The 20683-nt window shown below is 70.0% G+C and carries 17 protein-coding genes; 15 read left to right on the plus strand and 2 right to left on the minus strand.

The window, feature by feature from the left end; all coding sequences use genetic code 11:
• Positions 1–70: 70 nt before the first annotated feature.
• Entirely contained in the window at positions 71–1177 is a 1107-nt protein-coding gene (gene purM / locus C5B97_RS01645; protein ID WP_104310392.1) for a phosphoribosylformylglycinamidine cyclo-ligase, read from the plus strand.
• Positions 1178–1502: 325 nt separating this feature from the next.
• On the opposite strand, the gene C5B97_RS01650 is transcribed toward purM, so the two are convergent.
• Positions 1503–2444, minus strand: coding sequence for an asparaginase domain-containing protein (locus tag C5B97_RS01650; protein WP_258067830.1), 942 nt, complete (start codon positions 2442–2444; stop codon positions 1503–1505).
• A gap of 245 nt (positions 2445–2689) precedes the next feature.
• On the opposite strand from C5B97_RS01650, the gene C5B97_RS01655 reads away from it, so the two are divergent.
• From C5B97_RS01655 to C5B97_RS01675, 5 genes are all read left to right on the plus strand, one after another.
• A complete protein-coding gene (locus tag C5B97_RS01655) occupies positions 2690–3628 on the plus strand; it encodes an ABC transporter substrate-binding protein (RefSeq protein WP_104310394.1) in 939 nt (312 codons plus the stop codon).
• A 160-nt stretch (positions 3629–3788) separates the two neighbouring features.
• Positions 3789–5471 carry an aromatic amino acid ammonia-lyase gene (locus C5B97_RS01660; protein ID WP_104310395.1) on the plus strand — a complete coding sequence of 561 codons (1683 nt, stop codon included), beginning with the start codon at positions 3789–3791 and terminating at the stop codon, positions 5469–5471.
• Positions 5472–5520: 49 nt separating this feature from the next.
• Complete coding sequence (locus C5B97_RS01665) at positions 5521–6585, plus strand: ABC transporter ATP-binding protein (protein WP_104310396.1); 1065 nt, start codon at positions 5521–5523, stop codon at positions 6583–6585.
• Positions 6582–7325, plus strand: a complete 744-nt coding sequence (locus tag C5B97_RS01670) for an ABC transporter permease (RefSeq protein ID WP_104310397.1) — start codon at positions 6582–6584, stop codon at positions 7323–7325. The genes C5B97_RS01665 and C5B97_RS01670 overlap by 4 nt, the downstream gene beginning before the upstream one ends.
• Complete coding sequence (locus C5B97_RS01675; RefSeq protein ID WP_104310398.1) at positions 7325–8086, plus strand: ABC transporter permease; 762 nt, start codon at positions 7325–7327, stop codon at positions 8084–8086. The genes C5B97_RS01670 and C5B97_RS01675 overlap by 1 nt, the downstream gene beginning before the upstream one ends.
• A gap of 231 nt (positions 8087–8317) precedes the next feature.
• Here C5B97_RS01675 and ald read toward each other — a convergent pair whose 3' ends face one another.
• Complete coding sequence (ald, locus tag C5B97_RS01680; RefSeq protein WP_104310399.1) at positions 8318–9439, minus strand: alanine dehydrogenase; 1122 nt, start codon at positions 9437–9439, stop codon at positions 8318–8320.
• Between the two features lie 141 nt (positions 9440–9580).
• On the opposite strand from ald, the gene C5B97_RS01685 reads away from it, so the two are divergent.
• The 9 genes from C5B97_RS01685 to C5B97_RS01725 all read left to right on the plus strand — a co-directional run bounded on the left by C5B97_RS01685 (position 9581) and on the right by C5B97_RS01725 (position 20658).
• Complete coding sequence (locus C5B97_RS01685; protein WP_104310601.1) at positions 9581–10063, plus strand: Lrp/AsnC family transcriptional regulator; 483 nt, start codon at positions 9581–9583, stop codon at positions 10061–10063.
• Between the two features lie 276 nt (positions 10064–10339).
• On the plus strand, positions 10340–11728 hold the full coding sequence (locus C5B97_RS01690) for a dihydroorotase family protein (protein ID WP_104310400.1): 1389 nt from the start codon (positions 10340–10342) through the stop codon (positions 11726–11728).
• A 2-nt stretch (positions 11729–11730) separates the two neighbouring features.
• Positions 11731–12573 carry an IclR family transcriptional regulator gene (locus tag C5B97_RS01695; protein WP_104310401.1) on the plus strand — a complete coding sequence of 281 codons (843 nt, stop codon included), beginning with the start codon at positions 11731–11733 and terminating at the stop codon, positions 12571–12573.
• Positions 12566–14455, plus strand: coding sequence for a urocanate hydratase (locus C5B97_RS01700; protein ID WP_211892242.1), 1890 nt, complete (start codon positions 12566–12568; stop codon positions 14453–14455). The genes C5B97_RS01695 and C5B97_RS01700 overlap by 8 nt, the downstream gene beginning before the upstream one ends.
• Positions 14448–15566: a DUF917 family protein gene (locus tag C5B97_RS01705; protein WP_104310403.1), complete on the plus strand. Its 1119-nt coding sequence runs from the start codon at positions 14448–14450 to the stop codon at positions 15564–15566. Before C5B97_RS01700 ends, C5B97_RS01705 begins: the two co-directional genes overlap by 8 nt.
• The gene (locus C5B97_RS01710; protein ID WP_104310404.1) at positions 15556–16863 is read left to right on the plus strand and encodes a M20 family metallo-hydrolase; all 1308 of its coding nucleotides are present in this window, start codon (positions 15556–15558) and stop codon (positions 16861–16863) included. The genes C5B97_RS01705 and C5B97_RS01710 overlap by 11 nt, the downstream gene beginning before the upstream one ends.
• Before the next feature lie 215 nt (positions 16864–17078).
• Entirely contained in the window at positions 17079–17759 is a 681-nt protein-coding gene (locus tag C5B97_RS01715) for an alpha/beta fold hydrolase (protein WP_104310405.1), read from the plus strand.
• A 25-nt stretch (positions 17760–17784) separates the two neighbouring features.
• Positions 17785–18276, plus strand: a complete 492-nt coding sequence (locus tag C5B97_RS01720; RefSeq protein WP_104310406.1) for an FBP domain-containing protein — start codon at positions 17785–17787, stop codon at positions 18274–18276.
• 117 nt (positions 18277–18393) lie between these two features.
• Positions 18394–20658: a carbon starvation CstA family protein gene (locus C5B97_RS01725; protein WP_104310407.1), complete on the plus strand. Its 2265-nt coding sequence runs from the start codon at positions 18394–18396 to the stop codon at positions 20656–20658.
• Positions 20659–20683: the final 25 nt, after the last annotated feature.

Below are 20683 nucleotides of genomic sequence, written 5' to 3' on the forward strand. Positions count from 1 at the left end.
GTTCGCTTCCGGCGTCACCCTCGCGGCGGGCTAGGCTGTTGGGCGCATCCCCCGAGGAAAGGGCATCCCTGTGTCAGGCAACGACCTCTACGCCGCCGCTGGCGTCGACACCCGCGCGGGCGACACCGCCGTCGAGCTCATGAAGCGCGCCGTCCAGGCGACCCACGGACCAGAAGTGCTCGGCGGCGTCGGCGGCTTCGCCGGCCTCTTCGACGCGTCGCGTCTGACGTCGTTCACGAAGCCCATCCTCGCGACCTCGACCGACGGCGTCGGCACGAAGGTCGCGATCGCGCAGGCCATCGACAAGCACGACACCATCGGGCAGGACCTCGTGGCGATGGTCGTCGACGACATCGTCGTCGTGGGCGCCGAGCCCCTCTTCATGACCGACTACATCGCCTGCGGCCGCGTCGTCCCCGAGCGCATCGCCTCGATCGTCGAGGGCATCGCGAAGGCGTGCGCCGAGACCGGCACCGCGCTGACCGGCGGCGAGACGGCAGAGCACCCCGGTCTCCTCGGCCCGGACGACTACGACGTGGCTGGCGCCGCGGTCGGCGTCGTCGAGGCCGACCGGATGCTCGGACCAGAGCGTGTGCAGCACGGCGACGTCGTCATCTCGATCGCGTCGAGCGGACTCCACTCGAACGGCTACGCGCTGGTGCGCCGCATCGTCGCCGACCAGGGGCTCGCCTTCACAGACACCTCGGCGGAGCTGGGCGGGGTCGTCGGCGAAGTGCTCCTCGAGCCGACGCGCCTCTACACCGGCCCGCTCGTCCGTCTCCTCGCCGAGCCAGCGCTCGACGGCGCCGTGCACGCCTTCAGCCACGTCACCGGCGGCGGCATCGCAGCGAACCTCGCCCGCGTCCTCCCGCAGGGTGCCTGGATCGAGCTCGACCGCGGCGCCTGGTCCCCGAACGACATCTTCCGCGTCCTCGCGGGCTTCGCCGGCACCGACCTCGAGTCGACGGAAGGCACCTGGAACCTCGGCATCGGCATGTTCGCGGTCGTCGACGCGCAGCGCGCATCCGCGGTCGTCGAGTGGCTCGAGGCTGCTGGCCTCCCCTCCTGGGTCGCCGGCACCATCTCGACCGAGGCCCGCGACTTCGACGGCTTCGAGCAGGGCGCCAAGGGCGTCGACGGCGGCGCCGTGCGCCTCGTCGGCAGCTACGCCAGCTAGCAGGACGGAAGTCGCCGCTTCTCCCGGACGGACGAAGAAGCGCGACCACGAGCACGCGGGTCTTCGCGCGGCCTGACCAACATCAGTGCAATACACGCGCTTCGAGGGCGTTTCGACGCTTTCGGGCCCGACATCGCACTGATGTTGGACAGGCGTCCGCGCAACGTCGAAGCGGCGCCCGGGAAATCCGCTCCCACCTGGCCAAGGTCCGTGATGAAACGGCCGGGTTCGCGCGTTGCGGCGTCTCCCGCGCTCACTGATCCCGGAAGTTGGACAGGCGTCCGTGATGCCTGGACTCCGCCGCGGCGCAGGAGGGGCAGCCCACCTATTCGGCGGCGAACGCCGCCGCGATGTCCTCGCTCGTCGCCTCATTGGCGAGCAGGGCGGCGAGCAGGATGCGCGCCTGCCCGGCGCGCAGGACCGCCGCGTGGATGGCGCCGACGACCGCGAGGTCGTGCCCGCCCCCGCCTCCGCCGTAGCTGGCCTTGAGGACACCGAAGGGCACGCGGCTCGAGACGACGAGCGGGATGTCGGAGGCCTGGCATTCCCATGCGGCGGAGACGATGCTCTGGCTCGCGTTGCCGGAACCGAGGCCGACGAGCACGATGCCCTGCACGCCGGCTTCGAGGCTCGCGTGCAGGTGCGTGGCGTCGCCGCCAGGCATGACGGCGACGGTGTCGACGCGCATTCCGGTCACCGGGGCCGGCAGGTGCAGGCGGCGGGCGGGCCTGTCGGTGACGCTCCGGAACGCATCCGCGCGGTCTGCGGATGCCTTCGTGAGGCCCCACGCCTTGAGCAGTCGGCCGCCGAACGCGACGAGCACGCCTCGCCCGCGGTTGGCGGGATCGAGGGCGGCGGCGAGGGCCGCGGCGACGTTCGCGGGCCCGTCCGGTGCCTCAGACTCCGCAGTGAACTGCGAACCGGTGAAGATGACGGGCTTCGAGCTCTTGAGCTGCAGGTCGGTGAGCAGCGACGACTCCTCCATGGAGTCCGTGCCGTGCAGCACGATGACGGCGCTGACCTCGTCATCCTCCACCTGGCGGCGCACCTCGTCGCTGATCGACTGCATGTCGCCGAGGGTGAGGCTCGAGGAGTCGACGGCCATGAGGTTCACGGGCCGCAGGCGGGCACCTGGCGCGTCTGCGCCCTCGAGCAGCGCATCCGCGCCGAGGCTGGGCGTCGTCGCCCCTGAGGCGGTTGTCGTGCTGGCGATGGTGCCGCCCGTCGCGATGACGGCGATGAGGGGGAGAGGCGCAGTGGTCGTCACGGTCACATGTCTACCCGGTTTCGCCGGGGCGCGCGCTGAGGGTTGACTGCGCGGCGTTCGGGGACCGACGGCCAGGATGCGCGACCCGCGACGCGGGGAACACGGACGCTTTCCCGTGCGTTGGGCACGTAACACAGAGTTAATTCGCGCCTTCCGGGAAGCGCGTCCCGAATTCATGGGGCACATTCCTAAGATGGCCGCACATCACTGATGTTCTGGCTACCGCCGAAGATAGGGAAACCCCAATGCAGAAGACACGCCTGATCACTGGAGGCATCGCCGCGCTTGCAGCGATCGGCCTCCTCTCAGCCTGCTCGAACCCGACCGCCCCCGACGCCGGCGGAACCGACGAGGGCGCCGCGTCCGGCGACACCATCGTCGTCTCCTCGGCGAACTTCCCGGAGTCGGAGATCATCGGCAACCTGTACGCGGAAGCGCTCAAGGATGCCGGCTTCACGGTCGAGACGCAGTTCAACATCGGCTCGCGCGAGGCGTACATCCCGGCGCTGTCGGACGGATCGATCGACCTGATCCCCGACTACACCGGCAACCTCCTCATCTTCCTCGACCCCGAGGCGGACACGGCGGATGCGGAGACCATCAACACGGGTCTCACCGCGGCGCTCGAGGCGGAGGGCCTCACGGGGCTCACCCCGGCCGAGGCCGAGGACAAGGACGCGGTCGTCGTCACGAAGGAGACCGCTGAGAAGTGGAACCTGACGACCATCGCCGACCTCGCCGCGCACAACGCCGAGATCACCTACGGTGCCCCGGCCGAGTTCCAGGAGCGCCCGCAGGGCCTGCCCGGTCTGAAGGCGAACTACGGCGTCGAGCCCAGCGCCTTCACCCCCATCGCTGACGGCGGCGGACCGGCTACGGTCGACGCGCTCGTGAGCGGACAGGTGCAGGTGGCGAACATCTTCACCACGTCGCCCGCGATCGTCGAGAACGACCTGGTCGTGCTCGAGGACCCGAAGAACAACTTCCCGGCGCAGCAGGTCGTCCCGATCGGCAACACCGAGAAGCTCACCCCCGAGGTCGCTGAGGTCATCGACGCCATCTCGGCGCAGCTGACCACCGACGAGCTCATCGCGCTGAACACGCGCGTCTCGGGCGAGGAGAAGGTCGAGCCGACCAAGGCCGCGACCGACTGGCTCACCGAGAAGGGCCTGCTCGGCGCGTAGGCACCGGAGCACCCGCACGACCGCCCAGAGGGTGGATGCGGCCGGTCACGCGCCGTCCGCATCCACACTCTCGGCAGCACCCCCAGGCACGACCGCCGAACCCACCTCCCCCGCTTTCTTCACCCCTCCAGTTTCAAGATCCACCAGAAGCGAGTTCCGGATGCAGCAGCACGCAGACGCCGAGCAGCGGCCGCAAGTGCGCCCGACGATGCGCCCCAACAGGCGTGCCGCGCAGGCGAAGCGCTCGGTCACGGACGCGTCGTCCGCTGGCGTCAACGCGCTCGCGGGGACCAGCGCGGAGGCGTCGCTGCCGCTCTCCAGCTTCGTCATCGGTCGCGACCGCATGACCCCGCGCATCCTGGAGCGACTGGCCGTCACGGTCGGCCACCTCGACATCGACCCGCACGTCAGGGTCCGCCTCGCGGAGGCCCGCGGCGTCATCGAGAGCGTCATGGCGCGCGGCGAACCGGCGTACGGCGTGAACCGTGGCCTCGGCCCGCTGCGCGACCAGGAGATCCCCGAGGAGCTGCAGCACGCCTTCCAGCTGTTCGTCCTCGCCTCCCACGACGCCGCTGTCGGCAAGAACCTCACCCCGATCGAGGCTCGTTCCGTCATGCTCGCGCGCCTCGCCGTCATGGCGCAGGGCAACTCTGGGGCGACGACGTCGCTCTTCGAGGGGCTGCGCTGCCTGCTCGAATGCGGCGTGACGCCCGCCATCCCGTCTGAGGGATCCGTCGGCGCGGCAGACCTGTCCATGCTCGCGGCGATCGGGAACGTGCTCGTCGGCCGTGGCCGGGTGCTCGACGAGACGGGCACGCAGACCGTCCCGGCTCGCGAGGCGCTTGCGACGGCAGAGCTCGTCCCGCTGGAGCTCGCCGCGAAGGACGGCCTCGCCCTCGTCGGCGCGAATGCCGCCTCGGTGGGCATCGCCGCCCTCACCTCGGTGCGACTCGACCGCTTCACCGCTTCAGCCGACCTCGTCGTCGCCCACACCTTCGACGCCCTCAACGGCAGCGTCAAGGGCTTCCAGGAGAAGGTCGTCGCCGCGCGCCCCCACCCCGGTCAGATCCGCGCCGCCGCCCGCTTCCGCTCGCTCCTCGGCTCGAGTCGCGCCTACGGCCCCGCCACGGCTGGCTCGCTGCAGGACCCGCTCTCCATGCGCACCGTCCCGCAGGTGCACGGCACGCTCATCGAGCAGGCGGATGTGCTGCGCGAGTCGGTCACGGTCGAGCTGAACGCGCGCAGCGAGAACCCCTACATCGACGTCGACAACGACGTCATCATCTCCAACGGCAACTTCTCGACGATCCAGATGGCGATCACCGCCGACTCGGTCCGCCTCCTCCTCGCGCACTTCGGCATCATGAGCGAGCGGCGCTGCTCCCTCATGATCAGGCGCCTCCGCTCCGAGCGCTCGCTCGTCGAGCAGGTGCTGTCGATCGATGACGCCGAGCATCCGTTCGTGCCCGTCATCCTCGCGAACACGGCCTCGTCGCTCATGGCGCGACTCCAGCAACTCGCGGCGCCCGTCTCGCACCTCGGCGGGGTCGTCGGCGACGGCGTCGAGGACCACAACGCGCAGGGCTACCTCGCCGTGCGCCTCCTCGAGGACAGCCTGGAGGCCGCCGAGCGGCTCCTCGCGATCGAGGCGCTCCTCGCAGTCGGCGTGGGCGTCGCAGCCCCCGCGCCCTCCATGAAGGACCGCGCCCCGCTTGTGGTGCAGCTCTCGAAGCGCATCCGTGAGACGCTCGCCCTCAACGACCCCGCCATCATGACCTCTCAGCGAATCGACCGAGTGCGCGCCGACATCGCCGAGCTGAGCGAGCACGTGCAGGACGCGTGAGCCGTCGGCTCTCGCACCAAGATCACCCCGTCCCCAGCCAAGGAGCAGCATGATCACCTTCGAGAGCGTCACCAAGACGTATCCGGACGGCACCACCGCGGTCAACGACCTCAGCCTCGACATCGAGGAGGGCTCCTTCACGGCCTTCGTCGGCCCCAGCGGATGCGGCAAGACGACGTCGATGCGCATGATCAACAAGATGATCGACGCGTCGAGCGGCCGCATCACGGTTGCAGGCAAGGACGTCGCGGATGTGCCCTCGACGCAGCTGCGCCTCGGCATCGGCTACGTGATCCAGAACGCGGGACTCTTCCCGCACCGAACCGTGCTCGACAACGTCGCCACCGTGCTCCGGCTCAAGGGCGTGCCCGCGAAGGAGGCCCGCGCGAAGGCGATGGATGCCATTGAGCGGGTTCGCCTCCGCCCCGAGCTCGTGCACCGCTATCCCGCCGACCTGTCCGGCGGCCAGCAGCAGCGCGTCGGCGTCGCCCGTGCGCTCGCGGCCGACCCGCCCATCCTGCTCATGGATGAGCCGTTCAGCGCCGTCGACCCGGTGGTGCGCGACGAGCTGCAGCAGGAGATGATCCGCCTGCAGCGCGAGCTGAAGAAGACGATCGTGTTCGTCACGCACGACATCGACGAGGCGCTCATCCTCGGCGACAAGATCGCCGTCTTCGGCCCCGGCGGCGTACTGCACCAGTACGCGGCGGCCGAGGAGGTCATGACGAGGCCCGCGAACACGTTCGTCTCCAGCATGATCTCCAAGGACCGCGGCTACCGGGCCCTCACGTTCCGGGACGCATCCCTCACCGCGGAGCCCCTCGCCGAGCCGGTCGCCGGCATCATCAGCCTCGACCCCCACACATCGGAGTGGTCGCTCGCCGTCGACGACAACGGCCGCCCCGACGCCTGGCTGCACCGCGCGAGCTCGCTGCGCGTCCCCGTCGGCGCCGTCGTCACCCTCGACGACAACCTGCGCCGGTCGCTCGACGCGGTGCTCGCCTCCCCGGCGGGCCTCGCCGTCGTGGTCGACGAATCCGGCGTCGCCGCCGGTGTCGTGCGCGGCGAGACGGTGTTCGCGCGCGTCGCCGACTCGAGCGGCGAACGGTCATGAGCTGGCTCATCGCGAACTGGGACACCGTCTGGCCCATCATCATCCAGCACGCGATGCTCTCGGTCGTGCCCACGGTGCTCGGCCTCGTCATCGCGCTGCCGCTCGGGATGCTGCTCGTCGGGCGCCCCCGGGGTCGCGCGGTCGCGATCGTCGTCGCGAGCATCGTGTTCACGATCCCGTCGCTCGCGCTGTTCGTGGTCATCCCCTCGATCGTCGGCACGCCGATCATCAGCCCGCTCAACGTGGTCATCGCGCTGACGCTCTACTCGACGGCGCTCCTCATCCGCACCGTGCTCGAGTCGCTCGACGCCGTGCCCGCCGACGTGAAGGACGCGTCGAGCGCCATCGGCTACTCGTCGATCAAGCGGGTCATCGAGGTCGAGCTGCCCCTCGCCATCCCGGTGCTCGTCGCCGGCCTCCGGGTCGTCGCCGTCACCAACGTCTCGCTCGTGTCGGTCGGTGCCGTCATCGGCGTCGGCGGCCTCGGCCAGCTCTTCACTGCCGGCTTCCAGCGCGACTACCCGGACCAGATCTTCGCGGGCATCATCACGATCCTCGTGCTCGCGTTCATCTTCGACCGCATCATCGCCCTCATCGGCGTCGCCACCACACCGTGGCTCCGCAGCGGGCGCGTCAAAGCGAAGCGCGCCGCGAGGCGCACACCCAACGAGCGCACGGAGACCGCCATGCTCGACACCGTCATCGGACTCGATTCTCCGGAAAAGAAGGCAAACGTCTGATGTTCAACGAGATGCTGTCCTACTTCCTCGACCCGGCCAACTGGGTCGGCTCCGCGAGCATCCCGGCGCGAGTGGGCGAGCACCTCTGGTACTCGCTGCTCGCCGTCGCACTCGCCGCCGTCATCGCGTTCCCGCTCGGCCTCGTCATCGGCCACACCGGCAAGGGCACGACCTTCATCGTCGCCACCGCCAACGTGCTCCGGGCGCTCCCCAGCCTGGGCCTCATGACGCTGCTCGTGCTGCTCATGGGCCTCGGCCTGTTCCCGCCCGTGATCGCGCTGGTCATCCTCGCCGTGCCGCCACTCCTCGCCGGCGTCTACTCGGGCGTCGCCAACGTCAGCCGAGCGACCGTGGACGCCGCGCGAGCCATGGGCATGACCGAGTGGCAGATCGTGTGGCAGGTCGAACTGCCCAACGCCATGCCGCTCATCGTCGCCGGCCTCCGCAGCGCGGTGCTGCAGGTCATCGCGACCGCGACCATCGCGGCCTACGTCAACCTCGGCGGCCTCGGGCGCTACATCTTCGACGGCCTGGCCGTCACCGACTACGGGCGCGTGCTCGTCGGCGCGATCCTCGTGACGCTCCTCGCGCTCGTCGTGGATGGCATCCTCGCGCTGCTCGGCCGCCTCGTCGTCCCCGGCAGCAAGAAGCGGGGTCCGAAGGATGCTGAGGCTAGCTCGGGCTCGGCCGCAGGCTCGAGTGCTGGCGCTGTCTCCGGCGCGACGGTCGCATCCACGAGCGCCGCCACGACCAGCGCGTAGCTGTGCGGTCGGTGTCCGCGGGTTCCCTGGCCTGCGCTGGCACCCCGGTCGCCGGCCCGGCCGGCCCGGCCAGCCCGCGCACCCGCCCCACAGCGCGATCACTGCCAGCCAGGTGGCCCTTCTGGATGCTCCAGAAGGGCCACTTGGCTGGCGGCGTTTGCGGTGGCTCGGGGCTCAGGGGCCATCTGGCTGGCAGCGATTGAGGTTGGGTGCGCGGATGCGGTGCGGCGGCTACTCGGCGGCGAGGATCTCGTCGACGGGGCGGTAGTCGAGGCCGAGCGCCGTCGCGACGCCGCGGTTGGTGATGTGCCCGCCGTGCACGTTGAGCCCGAGCGAGAGCGCCGGGTTGTCCTGCATGGCACGCGTCCAGCCCTTGTCGGCGATGGCGGTCACGTACGGGAGCGTCGCGTTGGTGAGCGCGCGCGTCGAGGTCTCCGGCACGGCGCCAGGCATGTTCGCGACGCAGTAGTAGATCGAGTTGTGGACCGGGAACGTGGGGTCGTCGTGGGTCGTCGGGTGCGACCCCTCGAAGCATCCGCCCTGGTCGATGGCGATGTCGACGAGCACCGATCCGTGCTTCATGCCCGCAACCATCTCGTCGGTCACGAGCTTCGGTGCGGCGGCCCCCGGGATGAGGACGGAGCCGACGACGAGGTCGGCCTCGGCGAGCTGCGCCGCGATCTCGTACGCCGATGAGGCACGCGTCTGGATCTTGCCCTGGAACTGCACCTCGAGCTCCCGGAGCCGGGGGATGTTGAGGTCGATGATGGTGACGTCGGCGCCCATGCCGACGGCGTTCGCGGCCGCGTGCTCGCCGGCGACGCCGCCGCCGATGACGACGACCTTCGCCTTCGGCGTTCCGGGGACGCCGCCGAGCAGCATGCCGCGTCCGCCGGCGGCCTTCATGAGGTGGTACGCGCCGACCTGCGTCGCGAGGCGGCCAGCGACCTCGCTCATGGGGGTGAGCAGCGGCAGCGAGCGGTTCGGCAGCTGCACCGTCTCGTAGGCGATCGCGGTGGTGCCCGCGCCGACGAGCGCCTCTGCCTGCGCCCGGTCGGCGGCGAGGTGCAGGTAGGTGAAGAGCACGAGGTCTGGCCGCATGTGCCGGTACTCGGAGGCGATGGGCTCTTTGACCTTGAGGAGCAGCTCTGCGCGCGCCCACACCTCGTCGGCGGTGGCGAGGATGCTCGCACCGGCGGCCTCGTAGGCCTCGTCGGTGATGGCGGAGCCGAGCCCTGCGCCCGCCTCGATGAGCACCTCGTGGCCGTGCCGCACGAGCTCGTGCACTCCGGCGGGCGTGATGGCGACGCGGTTCTCGTTGTTCTTGATCTCTGCAGGGATCCCGATGCGCATGATGACCTCGTTGTGTTCGTGCTGATTCGGTGCTGTTCTTCGGAAATCATGCGCAGAAAGTGTTTCGAACGGGTTGAGAGCCGCAGGAACCGCGGCCCTTGGGCCAGTATTGGTAGAAATCTGTGATCGAAGGGGATGCGCATGGCTGGAACGCCGAAGGAACTTCGGGGTGCGGATGCAGGGGCGCTCGACGACATCGACCGCAGGCTCGTCGAGCTGCTGCAGGCCGACTCCCGGCAGTCGAACACGCAGCTCGCGAACGCCGTCGGCATCGCGCAGTCGACGTGCATCGCGCGCGTGCGCTCGCTGGTCGCCCGCGGCGTGATCACGAGGTTCACGGCGGATGTGGGCCTGCCGCAGCTCGGCCTCGCGCTGCAGGCGCTCATCAGCGTCAACATCCGGTCGGGGAAACGGCAGGAGCTCGCGCATTTCGCGGAGGAGATGCGGGCGCTGCCCGAGGTCGTGCAGATCTTCTTCCTCGGCGGCTCGGAGGACTTCATCGTGCACGTCGCAGTGCGTGACTCGAATGACGTGCGGGAGTTCGTGGTGGCGCACCTGTCGACGCACCCGGCCGTCGCATCCACTCGCACGAGCATCGTCTTCGACCACCACCGCATCCGCTGACCTGAGCTGCGTGCGCTGACTGAGCCGAGCTCAGGCACAGACGTTGGGGGTGCGCATGCTCGGCGCTGCTCGTGCCTGCGGAAGCCCCAGGTTTGGGGATGCTGGAGTCGGCCCGGCGTGCAGACGTGGGGGTTGCGCTGGTTCCGTGCTGGGGTGGGCTGCTGAAGCCCCAGGTCTGCAGCAGGCTGGCCGGCATGCGGCAGCTGCATCCGCACTTCGTCCCGTGATCTAAGAACGCAGTAGCCGAAACCACCGTTGCGTTCTTATTCTGTGTGCATGGAGCCAGGAGCGCAGCCGCAGGAAGACCTCGTCGCGACCCTCATCGTGCGCGGGAGGATCCGGGATGCCCGCGGCGTCTGGGGACCGGGCGAGGTGTGGGCTGCGGGGCCTCGGATCGTCGCGGTGCACACCGGCGCGTCCCGCGCCGCGGCTCCCGCAGGAGCCAGGCTGGTCGACGTCGGCGATTCCTACGTGCTGCCCGGAGTGGTGGATGCGCACGTGCACTCCCTCTCGCACGGCGGCGAGGGCATCGCCGCGTCGACGAGGGCGGCGGCCGCGGGTGGCGTGACGACGATCGTGGAGATGCCGTACGACGGCACCGGCCCCATCAACAGCATCGACAAGCTGCGCGCGAAGCAGGATCTCGCGAACGACGAGGCGCACATCGACGTCGCGCTGCTCGGCACCCTCGCACCCGGTGGCGGGTGGCGTGCGGCTGGAGATCTCGCCGAGGCTGGGGCCGTCGGCTTCAAGGTCTCTCTCTTCCACACGCACGAGACGCGCTTCCCGCGCATCGACGACCGCGAGCTGCTGAGCGTCATGGCCGCCGTGCGGGACGCGGGCCGCACCCTCTGCACGCACGCCGAGAACAACGAGATCATCCAGTCGCTGCTCCGGGAGGAGCGGGCGGCGGGCAGCACCGACCCGCAGTCGCACTCGCGGTCGCGGCCGCCCGTCTCGGAGACGCTCGGGGTGCTGACGGCGCTCGAGGTGGCGGCCAACACGGGCGCGCGCCTGCACGTCTGCCACCTGTCGCTGCCGCGCAGCGTCGACCTCGTCGAGTGGTACCGCTCGCAGGGCGCTGACGTCACGCTCGAGACGTGCCCGCACTACCTGACCTTCACCCAGGACGATCTCGAGACGCAGCGCGGGCACCTCAAGATCAACCCTCCGCTGCGCGATGCGACCGCACGTGAGGGCCTGTGGGACCGCATCGGGCGTGGCGCCGTGAGCGTCGTCAGCTCCGACCACGCGCCGTGGTCCCGCGAGCTGAAGGAGCACGAGGTGATGCTCGACAACAGCTCGGGTGCTCCCGGCGTGCAGACGCTCGTCGCGGCGACGCTCGGCGGGGCGCTCCGCCGCGACGCGTCCGAGGCGCTGCTGTCGCAGGCGGTGGATGCGCTCACGATCTCGCCAGCGCGCCGGTACGGCCTCGACGTGCGCAAGGGCTCGCTCGAGGTGGGCAAGGACGCCGACATCGTCGTGTTCACGCCTGGCGACGCATCCATCGAGCTCGACCGGATGCTGTCGAACGCTGGCTGGACGCCGTACGAGGGCATGTCGCCGGGCGGCAGCGTGACGCACACGTACTCCCGCGGTGAGCTGGTCTACTCCGACACGGCGGGGCTGCTCGCGGCCGCTGGCCGGGGAGAGGTCCTGGTCTGATCATGAGCGACCTGCGACCGAAGGCGGACCCGAACGGGCGGCCCATCTCCGGGGGAGCGGCCGCATCCGGCGGTGGCAGCGGCACCGGTGGAGCGGCGTACAAGTCACTGCACCGTGGCCTCGAGATCCTGCAGCTCATCCAGGGCCGCGGGCGCCTGAAGATCTCCGAGATCAGCAGCGAGCTCGGGATGCCCCTCTCGACCGTCTACCGCTACGTGACAGTGCTTCGGGATGCGGGCTTCGCGATCGAGATCGACGGCTACCTCATGCCGTCGAGCCGCCTCGCGGAGAGCGACGACGCCTCGCCGCACCTCGTGCGCTACGCGGCCCCCGTCCTCCGCCGCCTCCGCGAGCTCACCGGCATGACCGCGATTCTCGCCGTGCGGGTGCACATCACCGCCGTGTGCCTCGAGGTGTCCTACGCGCATCCGCAGCATCGCATCCCGTTCGGACGCGGCAAGGTGCGCAGCCTCTACGCGGGCGCCACGGCGCTGCCGCTGCTGGCGTACGCGCCGAAGAAGGTGGTGCGAGAGCTGCTCTCCGGCGGTCTGCGCGCGTACACGACCGCGACCATGAGCCCCGAGATGATCGAGCCGTATCTGCGCCAGGTGCGCGCCGAGGGGCACGCCGTCTCCTACGGGCAGATCACCCCGGGCATGGTCGGCATCGGCGTTCCCGTCTTCGCGGGCGGCCGCGTGCTGTGCTCACTGTCGCTTGTCGGTGACGAGCGGCAGACTGGGGCACTGGATGAGCGCATCGCGCTCCTCAAGCAGGGAGCTGCAGAGCTCGCCGCGAAACTGCCATCGAACGTCGACCTCGAAGTCTGGAGCGATCAGAGTGCCTGAATCAGCCGCGACCCCCGCGAACAGCCAGACCCGCGCGGGCGGCGAGACTCCCACGGACGGCGAGACGCCGCCGCCGGCATCCGCGCCCCTCGCCAGCCCCATCCTCGCCCGCGGCACCCAGCCCATCACGGCGCAGCGCGGCACGAAGCTGCGGGCCAGGAACTGGCGGGCCGAGGGCCTGCTTCGCATGTTCGAGAACGTGCTCGAGGTCGGCGAGAACGCGGCGGAGCTCATCGTCTACGCCTCGCTCGGGAAGGCCGCCCGCAACTGGGACGAGGCCTGCCGCATCGTCACCTCGCTGCTCGAGCTCGACGAGGCCGAGACGCTCATCCTGCAGACGGGCGCCGCAGTCGGCGTCATGTCGACGAAGCGCGACTCTCCCATGGTGCTGTCCGCCGTCAACAACACCGTCGGCAACTGGGCGACCAGCGACCGCTTCTACGAGCGGTACCGCGCCGGCCAGACCATCTGGGGCGGCCTGACCGCCGCCGCGTGGCAGTACATCGGCCGCCAGGGCGTGCTGCAGGGCACGTACGAGCTGCTGCGCGAGGTGCTCGTCCAGCACTACGACGCGCGGGCGGAGGGCAGGTGGATGCTCACCGCTGGCCTCGGCGGGATGGGGTCGGCCCAGCCGATCTCGGCGCGCATCCTCGGCCTCTCCTCGCTCACGGTCGAGATCGACCAGGTGAAGATCGACCGCGCGCTCGCGGTCGGCGGCATCGACGTGCAAGCGCCGACCCTCGACGACGCGCTCGCGCTGATCGAGGCGGCGCGCGCCGAGGGGATCCCGGCCGCGGTCGCGCTGCACGCCAACGCGGCGGCCGTGTTCACCGAGCTCGCATCCCGAGGCGTCACGCCGGACATCGTCACCGACCAGACCGCCGCGCACGACGCGCGCTACGGCTACGTGCCCCTGGAGTACACGCTCGACGCGTGGATCACGGCCCGCGAGACGGAGCCGGAGCGCGTCGAGGCGCTCGCCCGAGCATCCATGGCCCAGCAGGTCGAGGCCATGCTCACGCTGCAGGAACGCGGCTCGGTCGCCTTCGAGAACGGCAACAACCTGCGCGTCAAGGCGCTCGAGCACCTGGGGGAGGGGGAGGCCGACCGGGTCAACCGCATCCCCGGCTTCATGGAGGCCTACCTGCGGCCGCTCTTCGCGCGGGGCATCGGCCCGTTCCGCTGGGTGTGCCTGTCCGGCGACGTCGACGACCAGCTCACGATGGATGCGCTCGCCTCGTCGCTCTTCCCCGAGCGGCCCGAGATCGCCGAGTGGCTGGCGCTCGCGGGCGTGCACGTGCCCCAGCAGGGGCTGCCGGCCCGATCATGCTGGCTCGGCCACGGCGAACGCTCGCGCCTCGCGCAGGCCGCGAACGAGCTCGTCGCCGACGGACGCCTCTCGGCTCCCGTGCTCTTCAGCCGCGACCACCTCGACTCGGCCGGCATGACGCATCCGCGCATCGGCACCGAGGGCATGCGGGACGGCTCCGACGGGGTCACCGACTGGCCGCTCCTCGACGCCATGCTGCTCTCGACGGCGGGCGCCGACCTCGTCGCCATCCACTCCGGCGGCGGCGGCTACACGGGGTGGATGCAGTCGGCCGGCGTCTCGATCGTCGCAGACGGCAAGCCGGAGACCCTCGAGCGCCTGCGCCTCGCGCTCGACCTCGACACGGGCCTCGGCGTCATCCGCCACGCGGCCGCCGGCTACGAGGAGGCGACCGTCGCCATCGCGCGCGGAGGCGAGACGGGGGATGCGCCCATCGCGGCCCTCGGGCTGGCCGCGCGCGGCGCATCCGCTGGGCCAGCTGCATCAGCCCCGGGACCACAAGCACTCCCAGCCAGCTCTGACACCGACCCCGAAGGGAACGCTCGTGCGTGAACTCACCCAGGAAGACGCCATCCACGGAGTGCTCGGGGGCGGTGTGCTCGCGTGCGGCGGCGGCGGGTGGAAGCACCACGGCGAGCTCATGGGCCGCATGGCGACCGAGCTGAACCGGCCGGTGCTCGCGAGCATCGACGAGCTGCCGGAGGACAGCTGGGTGGCGACGGTCACGGCCATCGGCGCCCCGGCGGCGAAGAACTGGGAGATCCGCCCGGTCGACTACGTGCACGCGCTGCAGGAGCTCATCAGGGCGACGGATGTGCCCATCGCGGCCGTCATGACCGCCCAGAACGGCTACTCGACGACCCTCAACGGGTGGATCCAGTCGTCGGTGCTCGGCGTGAAGGTGCTTGACGTGGCCGGCGACGTGCGCGCGCATCCGACCGGCAAGCTCGGCTCGCTCGGCCTCGCCGAACGTGAGGGCTACGTGGCGAAGCAGGTCGTCTCGGGCGGCAACCGCGCCCTCCACGGGCACTTCCTCTCGGTGAACACAGGCACGATCAACACGTGCGACGACGTGCTGCGCGACATCTCGGTGCGCACGGGCGGCTTCATCGCGGCCGCGCGCAACCCCGTCGAGCTGAGCTATGTGAAGGAGCACGCGGCGCACGGGTCCATCTCGCTGGCCCTCGACCTCGGGCGCGACATGGCGGCTGCGCTGAAGAAGCGCGGCGCGGGCAAGCAGGAGGCGTTCGTGCAGGCCGTCGTAGAGCGCCTCGGCGGCACGGTCGTGTCCCGCGGCCCGCTCGGCTTCGAGGTGCCGACCGAGACGCACGGCGGCTGGGACCACGGCACGTTCCGCATCGGCGACTTCACGGTGCCGTACCTCAACGAGTACATGGCCATCGAGTCCGGCGGTGAGCGCATCGCGACCTACCCGGACACGATCATCATCCTCGACCCCAAGCTCGGCGAGGCCGTCGCAGTCAAGGACGCCTACGAGGGCGAAGAGGTTGTCCTCGTCTCGGTGCCCGCATCCGCCCTGCCCGTGTCGTCGTCGGCCATCGACGAGTCCGGGCTCGCCGAGATCGAGCAGATCATGGGCATCGACTTCCTGAAGTACCGCGACTCGGGCCTCGTCGGCGGGACGGTCGGCTATGTCAGCTGACACCGCGGATGCGCTGCTCGGCGCCGTTGACCCGTCCAGGCTCCGGCCCGACCAGCAGCGGGTCCTCGCCGATCTGACGGAGCTCGCCGGCCTCGTCGAGAGCGCAGAGCCTGGCTTCTCGCGACGCGTGTTCTCCGACGCGTACCGCGCGGGGCGCGAGTGGGTGCGAGACCGGATGCGCACGGCGGGCCTCGAGGCGCACATCGACCCGGCGGGCAACGTCGTCGGAGTGCTGCGCGGCGCGAACTCGGCGCTCAAGCCGCTCATGACGGGATCGCACACCGACACCGTGCACGCGGGTGGACGCTACGACGGCATCGTCGGCGTGCTCGGCGGCATCGAGGTCGCGAGGCGGCTCCGCGAGGAGGGCATCACGCTCTTGCGCGACCTGTACGTCGTCGACTTCCTCGGCGAGGAGGCGAACTCCTTCGGCGTCTCCTGCATCGGGTCCCGGTCCATCGCCGGACTCCTGCTGCCCGAGCACCTCGAGCGCACCGACGGCGAATCCGCGCTGCGCCTCGGCGACGCCATGACGGGCTTCGGCCTCGACACGAGCGGCGCCCTCGGCCAGGCCTGGACTCCCGGCTCGCTGCACGCCTACCTCGAGCTGCACATCGAGCAGGGCCCGCAGCTCGAGCGCAGCGGCAAACAGATCGGCGTCGTCACGGCGATCGCCGGCATCGAGCGGCTCATGGCCGCCTTCTCCGGCCGCGCCGACCACGCGGGCACCATGCCCATGCAGGGCAGGCACGACGCGCTCATCGCGGCCGCCGAGGCGATCCTCACGATCGAGCGAGAAGCGTGCGGCGCCCCCATCCACGGAGTATCGACGACCGGCCGCATCGAGTCGTCGCCCGGCTCCTTCAACATCGTTCCAGACGAGGCGCGCATCTGGGCGGAGATGCGCAGCGTGGATGCGTCGTGGCTGCACGGCGCGAAGCGTCGCGTCGCCGAGGACATCGCGGCGGGCGCCGCGCTGCGCGGCGTCGAGACCGCCATCGAGTGGCTCAACGACCAGGACCCGGTCGCGGCAGACCCCGACGTGCAGCGCCTCCTCGGCGAGGCCGCCGACGCGCTCGGCTACACGTGGGAGGCGGTGCCCTCCGGTGCAGGCCACGACGCCGCGCACCTCGCGCACCTCGGACCGATGGGCATGATCTTCGTGCCATCCGTCGGCGGGCGCAGCCACGTGCCAGAGGAGTTCACGGAGGCAGACGACATCGCCGTGGGCATCCACGTGCTCGCGACGGCCCTCGTCGCCGCCGACCGCAGCGAGCGTCCGCTCGTCGCGAGCTGAGTTCCCTCGGCCGTCGCCGAAGTCTCGGGATGGAAACCTCGCTGCGCTACGGGAATTTTCCCAGCACGAAGTGAGTTCGCCAGCCCGAGTCCCCGCGCGCCGAGATCGCCGGCCAGGTGCCGAGTCGGGCGAAAGTCCAGGCTCGGCCCCCAGGCTTGGCAGTCGGATGCATGTGCATCCGTTCACAGACAACTGATGCGGGAACGGGGAACACCATGGCGACGTTTGTGCTCATCCACGGTGGAGGATCGTCGAGCTGGGACTGGCACCTTGTCGTGCCGAAGCTCGAGGAGGCGGGGCACCGCGCCATCGCGGTCGACCTGCCGGTTGAGGAGCCGGGCCTGTCGCTCGTCGACTACGCCGATTCGGTGTCCGCGCAGCTCGACGAGGCGAGGGGCGACAGCTCCGACGGTGACGGGCAGGGCGAGCAGCTGGTCATCGTCGGCCACTCGCTTGGCGGCTTCACGGCGGCGCTCGTGGCGGAGCGCCTGGACGCCGACGGGCTCGTGTACGTCGCCGGCATGATCCCGAAGCCGGGGGAGACGATGCAGGAGTGGTGGGATGCCACGGGCCACAGCGCGCTCGGTGTCGATTCCGAGGACGAGCTCGTGTTCTACAACCTGGTCCCAGACGACCTGGTCGTCGATGCGAAGGCGCACGTGCGCGAGGAGACGGGGTCGTGGATGGACGCTCCGTGGCCCGGAGTGGGGCGGGAGACGTCGACGGGGTTCATCGCCGCCGAGGACGACCTGTTCTTCCCGATCGAGTTCGCGAAGCAGCATGCGCGCGACCGTGCCGGGGTCGAGGCGGTCGTCGTGCCCGGCGGCCACTATGTCGCCATCGGTGCCCCGGATCCCCTGGCGAAGGCGCTCGCGGAGTTTGCTGACGGCCTCTGACCGTTCGGCTCGGTACGCTCGTCGGATGCAGCAGCTCACCGAGGCCCAGATTCGGGATGCGTTCGTGAACGCCTCGCGCAAGGAGGTCAGCGACGTGACCCTGCCGCCCGGTTTCCACGATATCGACTGGGGGCGACGCGACTACCTTGGCTGGACGGACCCGAAGCTGGGGCGTCGCGCCTACGCGGTGGTCCCCGTCGACGGCGAGCTCGTGGGGATCGTGCTCGAGCGGGCGCGCAAGCTGCCGACGCGTCGGGCGATGTGCTCGTGGTGCGAGGACGTGACGCTGCCGAACGATGTCGTCTTCTACAGCGCGAAGCGCACGGGGGAAGCCGGCCGGCGCGGCGACACCGTCGGGACGCTCGTGTGCGCTGCGTTCGAATGCTCGGCGAACGTGCGCCGCCTGCCTCCGTCCGCGTACATCGGCTATGACCGGGATGCGGCGCGCGAGCAGCGCACGGAGAACCTGCGGACGCGCGCGGCGAGCTTCGCGCGCAACCTCCGCGACGGGGTCTGACCGAGTCCGTCTGGCGTCCGGGTCTCGATCCGGTCACTCCCTCCTTCCGGAGGTGGCGAGTGTCGGTGGCATGGTCCATCGTGGACTCCACGACAGCCACTCGACGAGGAGCGACCTGTGAGCCACGACGCGAAGAACAGCGGAGCAGCACTCCGCGACCCTCAACTGCCACCTGTAGCGGTGGAGGATCTCGACCCAGACGCCGAGAAGCCGAGGTGGACGCCGGCGAAGGTCGCCCTGTGGGTCGGCATCGGGCTCTTGGGCGGTCTGGCCTGGACGATGCTCGCGATCGTCCGCGGCGAGACGGTCAACGCCATCTGGTTCGTGTTCGCCGCCGTCTGCACCTACCTCATCGCCTACCGCTTCTACTCGAAGCTCATCGAGCGCAAGCTCACACGCCCTGACGACCGCCGCGCGACACCTGCCGAGTACAAGGCGAACGGCAAGGACTTCGTGCCGACCGACCGTCGCGTGCTGTACGGCCACCACTTCGCGGCGATCGCCGGCGCAGGTCCTCTGGTCGGGCCGGTGCTGGCAGCCCAGATGGGGTACCTGCCCGGCACGGTGTGGATCATCGTCGGCGTCGTCCTCGCGGGTGCCGTGCAGGACTACCTCGTCCTGTTCTTCTCGACCCGCCGCGGAGGTCGCTCGCTCGGGCAGATGGCCCGCGACGAGCTCGGCGTGATCGGCGGCATCGCGGCGCAGATCGCGACGCTCGTCATCATGATCATCATCGTCGCGATCCTCGCGCTCGTGGTCGTCAACGCGCTCGGCGAGAGCCCGTGGGGTGTCTTCAGCGTCTCCATGACCATCCCGATCGCCCTCTTCATGGGGCTCTACCTGCGCTACCTGCGCCCGGGCAAGATCACCGAGATCTCCATCATCGGCTTCGTGCTGCTCATGTTCGCGATCGTCGCCGGCGGCTGGATCGCCGACACCGAGTGGGGCACGCAGCTCTTCACGCTCGACCGCACGACCATCGCCTGGGGCATCATCATCTACGGCTTCGTCGCCGCCGTCCTCCCCGTCTGGCTCCTGCTCGCACCTCGCGACTACCTGTCGACGTTCATGAAGATCGGCGTCATCGTCATGCTCGCCGGCGCGATCGTCGTCGTGCGCCCCGAGATCGAGGTGCCGGCGTTCAGCGAGTTCGCGAGCCGCGTCGACGGTCCGGTCTTCTCGGGCTCGCTCTTCCCGTTCCTCTTCGTGACGATCGCGTGCGGCGCCCTTTCCGGGTTCCACGCGCTCATCGCATCCGGAACCACCCCGAAGCTCGTCGAGAAAGAGAAGCAGACCCGCTTCATCGGCTACGGCGGCATGCTCATGGAGTCGTTCGTCGCCATCATGGCGCTCGTCGCGGCGCTCTCCATCGACCGCGGCATCTACTTCGCCATGAACTCATCGGCGGCCGCCACGGGAGGCACCATCGAGGGTGCCGTCGCGTTCGTCAACTCTCTGGGTCTGACTGGCGTCAACCTGTCGCCGGATGCCCTCTCGACGATGGCGACGAACGTCGGCGAGGAGAGCATCGTGTCCCGCACGGGCGGCGCGCCGACCCTCGCCGTGGGGCTCGCGCAGATCATGCAGCAGTTCATCGGGGGCGTCGGCATGATGAGCTTCTGGTACCACTTCGCGATCATGTTCGAGGCGCTCTTCATCCTCACCGCTGTTGACGCCGGCACCCGAGTCGCCCGATTCATGCTGCAGGATGCGATCGGCAACTTCGTGCCGAAGTTCCGCGACCCCGACTGGAGGTTGGGCGCCTGGATCGCCACCGCTGTCATGGTGGCGGGCTGGGGCGCGATCCTCATCATGGGCGTCACCGACCCCTTGGGTGGCATCAATACGCTCTTCCCGCTGTTCGGTATCGCGAATCAGCTGCTCGCCGCCATCGCGCTGGCGATCTGCCTCACGATCGTCGCCAAGAAGGGCCTCTTCAAGTGGATGTGGATCGTCGCGCTCCCGCTTGCGTTCGTCGCGGTCGTCACGATCACGGCGTCGGCGTTCAAGATCTTCTCGCCGGTCCCCGCCGTCGGGTACTGGGCGCAGAACGCGGCCTTCCGGGATGCGCTCGCGGCTGGCGAGACGAGCTTCGGCAACGCGAAGACCGTCGAGGCCATGGAAGCGGTCGTGCGCAACACCACCGTGCAGGGTTCCCTGTCGATCCTGTTCGTGACGCTGTCGATCATCGTCATCGTCGCCGCGCTCGTCCGCACCTTCCGCGCGATGCGGGGCGACCTCGGCCAGAGCACGGAGGACCCGGTGACGCCGTCGCGGCTGTACGCCCCAGCGGGGTTCCTGCCGACCAAGCCGGAGCGCGAGCTGCAGCGCGAATGGGAAGCGGTCCCCGCCGACAAGCGCCCCGACATCGTGAGGCACTGACGTGACGAGCAGTCCGACCTCTGGG

Origin of the sequence: Pseudoclavibacter sp. RFBB5 (genome assembly GCF_002931555.1) — a bacterium.
Classification (GTDB): domain Bacteria; phylum Actinomycetota; class Actinomycetes; order Actinomycetales; family Microbacteriaceae; genus Pseudoclavibacter.

Excerpts from the sequence above, each read along its gene's own strand:
- C5B97_RS01655 (WP_104310394.1), top strand. The coding sequence starts at position 2,690 with ATGCAGAAGACACGCCTGATCACTGGAGGCATCGCCGCGCTTGCAGCG.
- C5B97_RS01660 (WP_104310395.1), top strand. The coding sequence starts at position 3,789 with ATGCAGCAGCACGCAGACGCCGAGCAGCGGCCGCAAGTGCGCCCGACG.
- C5B97_RS01665 (WP_104310396.1), top strand. The coding sequence starts at position 5,521 with ATGATCACCTTCGAGAGCGTCACCAAGACGTATCCGGACGGCACCACC.
- C5B97_RS01670 (WP_104310397.1), top strand. The coding sequence starts at position 6,582 with ATGAGCTGGCTCATCGCGAACTGGGACACCGTCTGGCCCATCATCATC.
- C5B97_RS01675 (WP_104310398.1), top strand. The coding sequence starts at position 7,325 with ATGTTCAACGAGATGCTGTCCTACTTCCTCGACCCGGCCAACTGGGTC.
- ald (WP_104310399.1), bottom strand. The coding sequence starts at position 9,439 with ATGCGCATCGGGATCCCTGCAGAGATCAAGAACAACGAGAACCGCGTC.
- C5B97_RS01685 (WP_104310601.1), top strand. The coding sequence starts at position 9,581 with ATGGCTGGAACGCCGAAGGAACTTCGGGGTGCGGATGCAGGGGCGCTC.
- C5B97_RS01690 (WP_104310400.1), top strand. The coding sequence starts at position 10,340 with ATGGAGCCAGGAGCGCAGCCGCAGGAAGACCTCGTCGCGACCCTCATC.
- C5B97_RS01695 (WP_104310401.1), top strand. The coding sequence starts at position 11,731 with ATGAGCGACCTGCGACCGAAGGCGGACCCGAACGGGCGGCCCATCTCC.
- C5B97_RS01710 (WP_104310404.1), top strand. The coding sequence starts at position 15,556 with ATGTCAGCTGACACCGCGGATGCGCTGCTCGGCGCCGTTGACCCGTCC.
- C5B97_RS01715 (WP_104310405.1), top strand. The coding sequence starts at position 17,079 with ATGGCGACGTTTGTGCTCATCCACGGTGGAGGATCGTCGAGCTGGGAC.
- C5B97_RS01720 (WP_104310406.1), top strand. The coding sequence starts at position 17,785 with ATGCAGCAGCTCACCGAGGCCCAGATTCGGGATGCGTTCGTGAACGCC.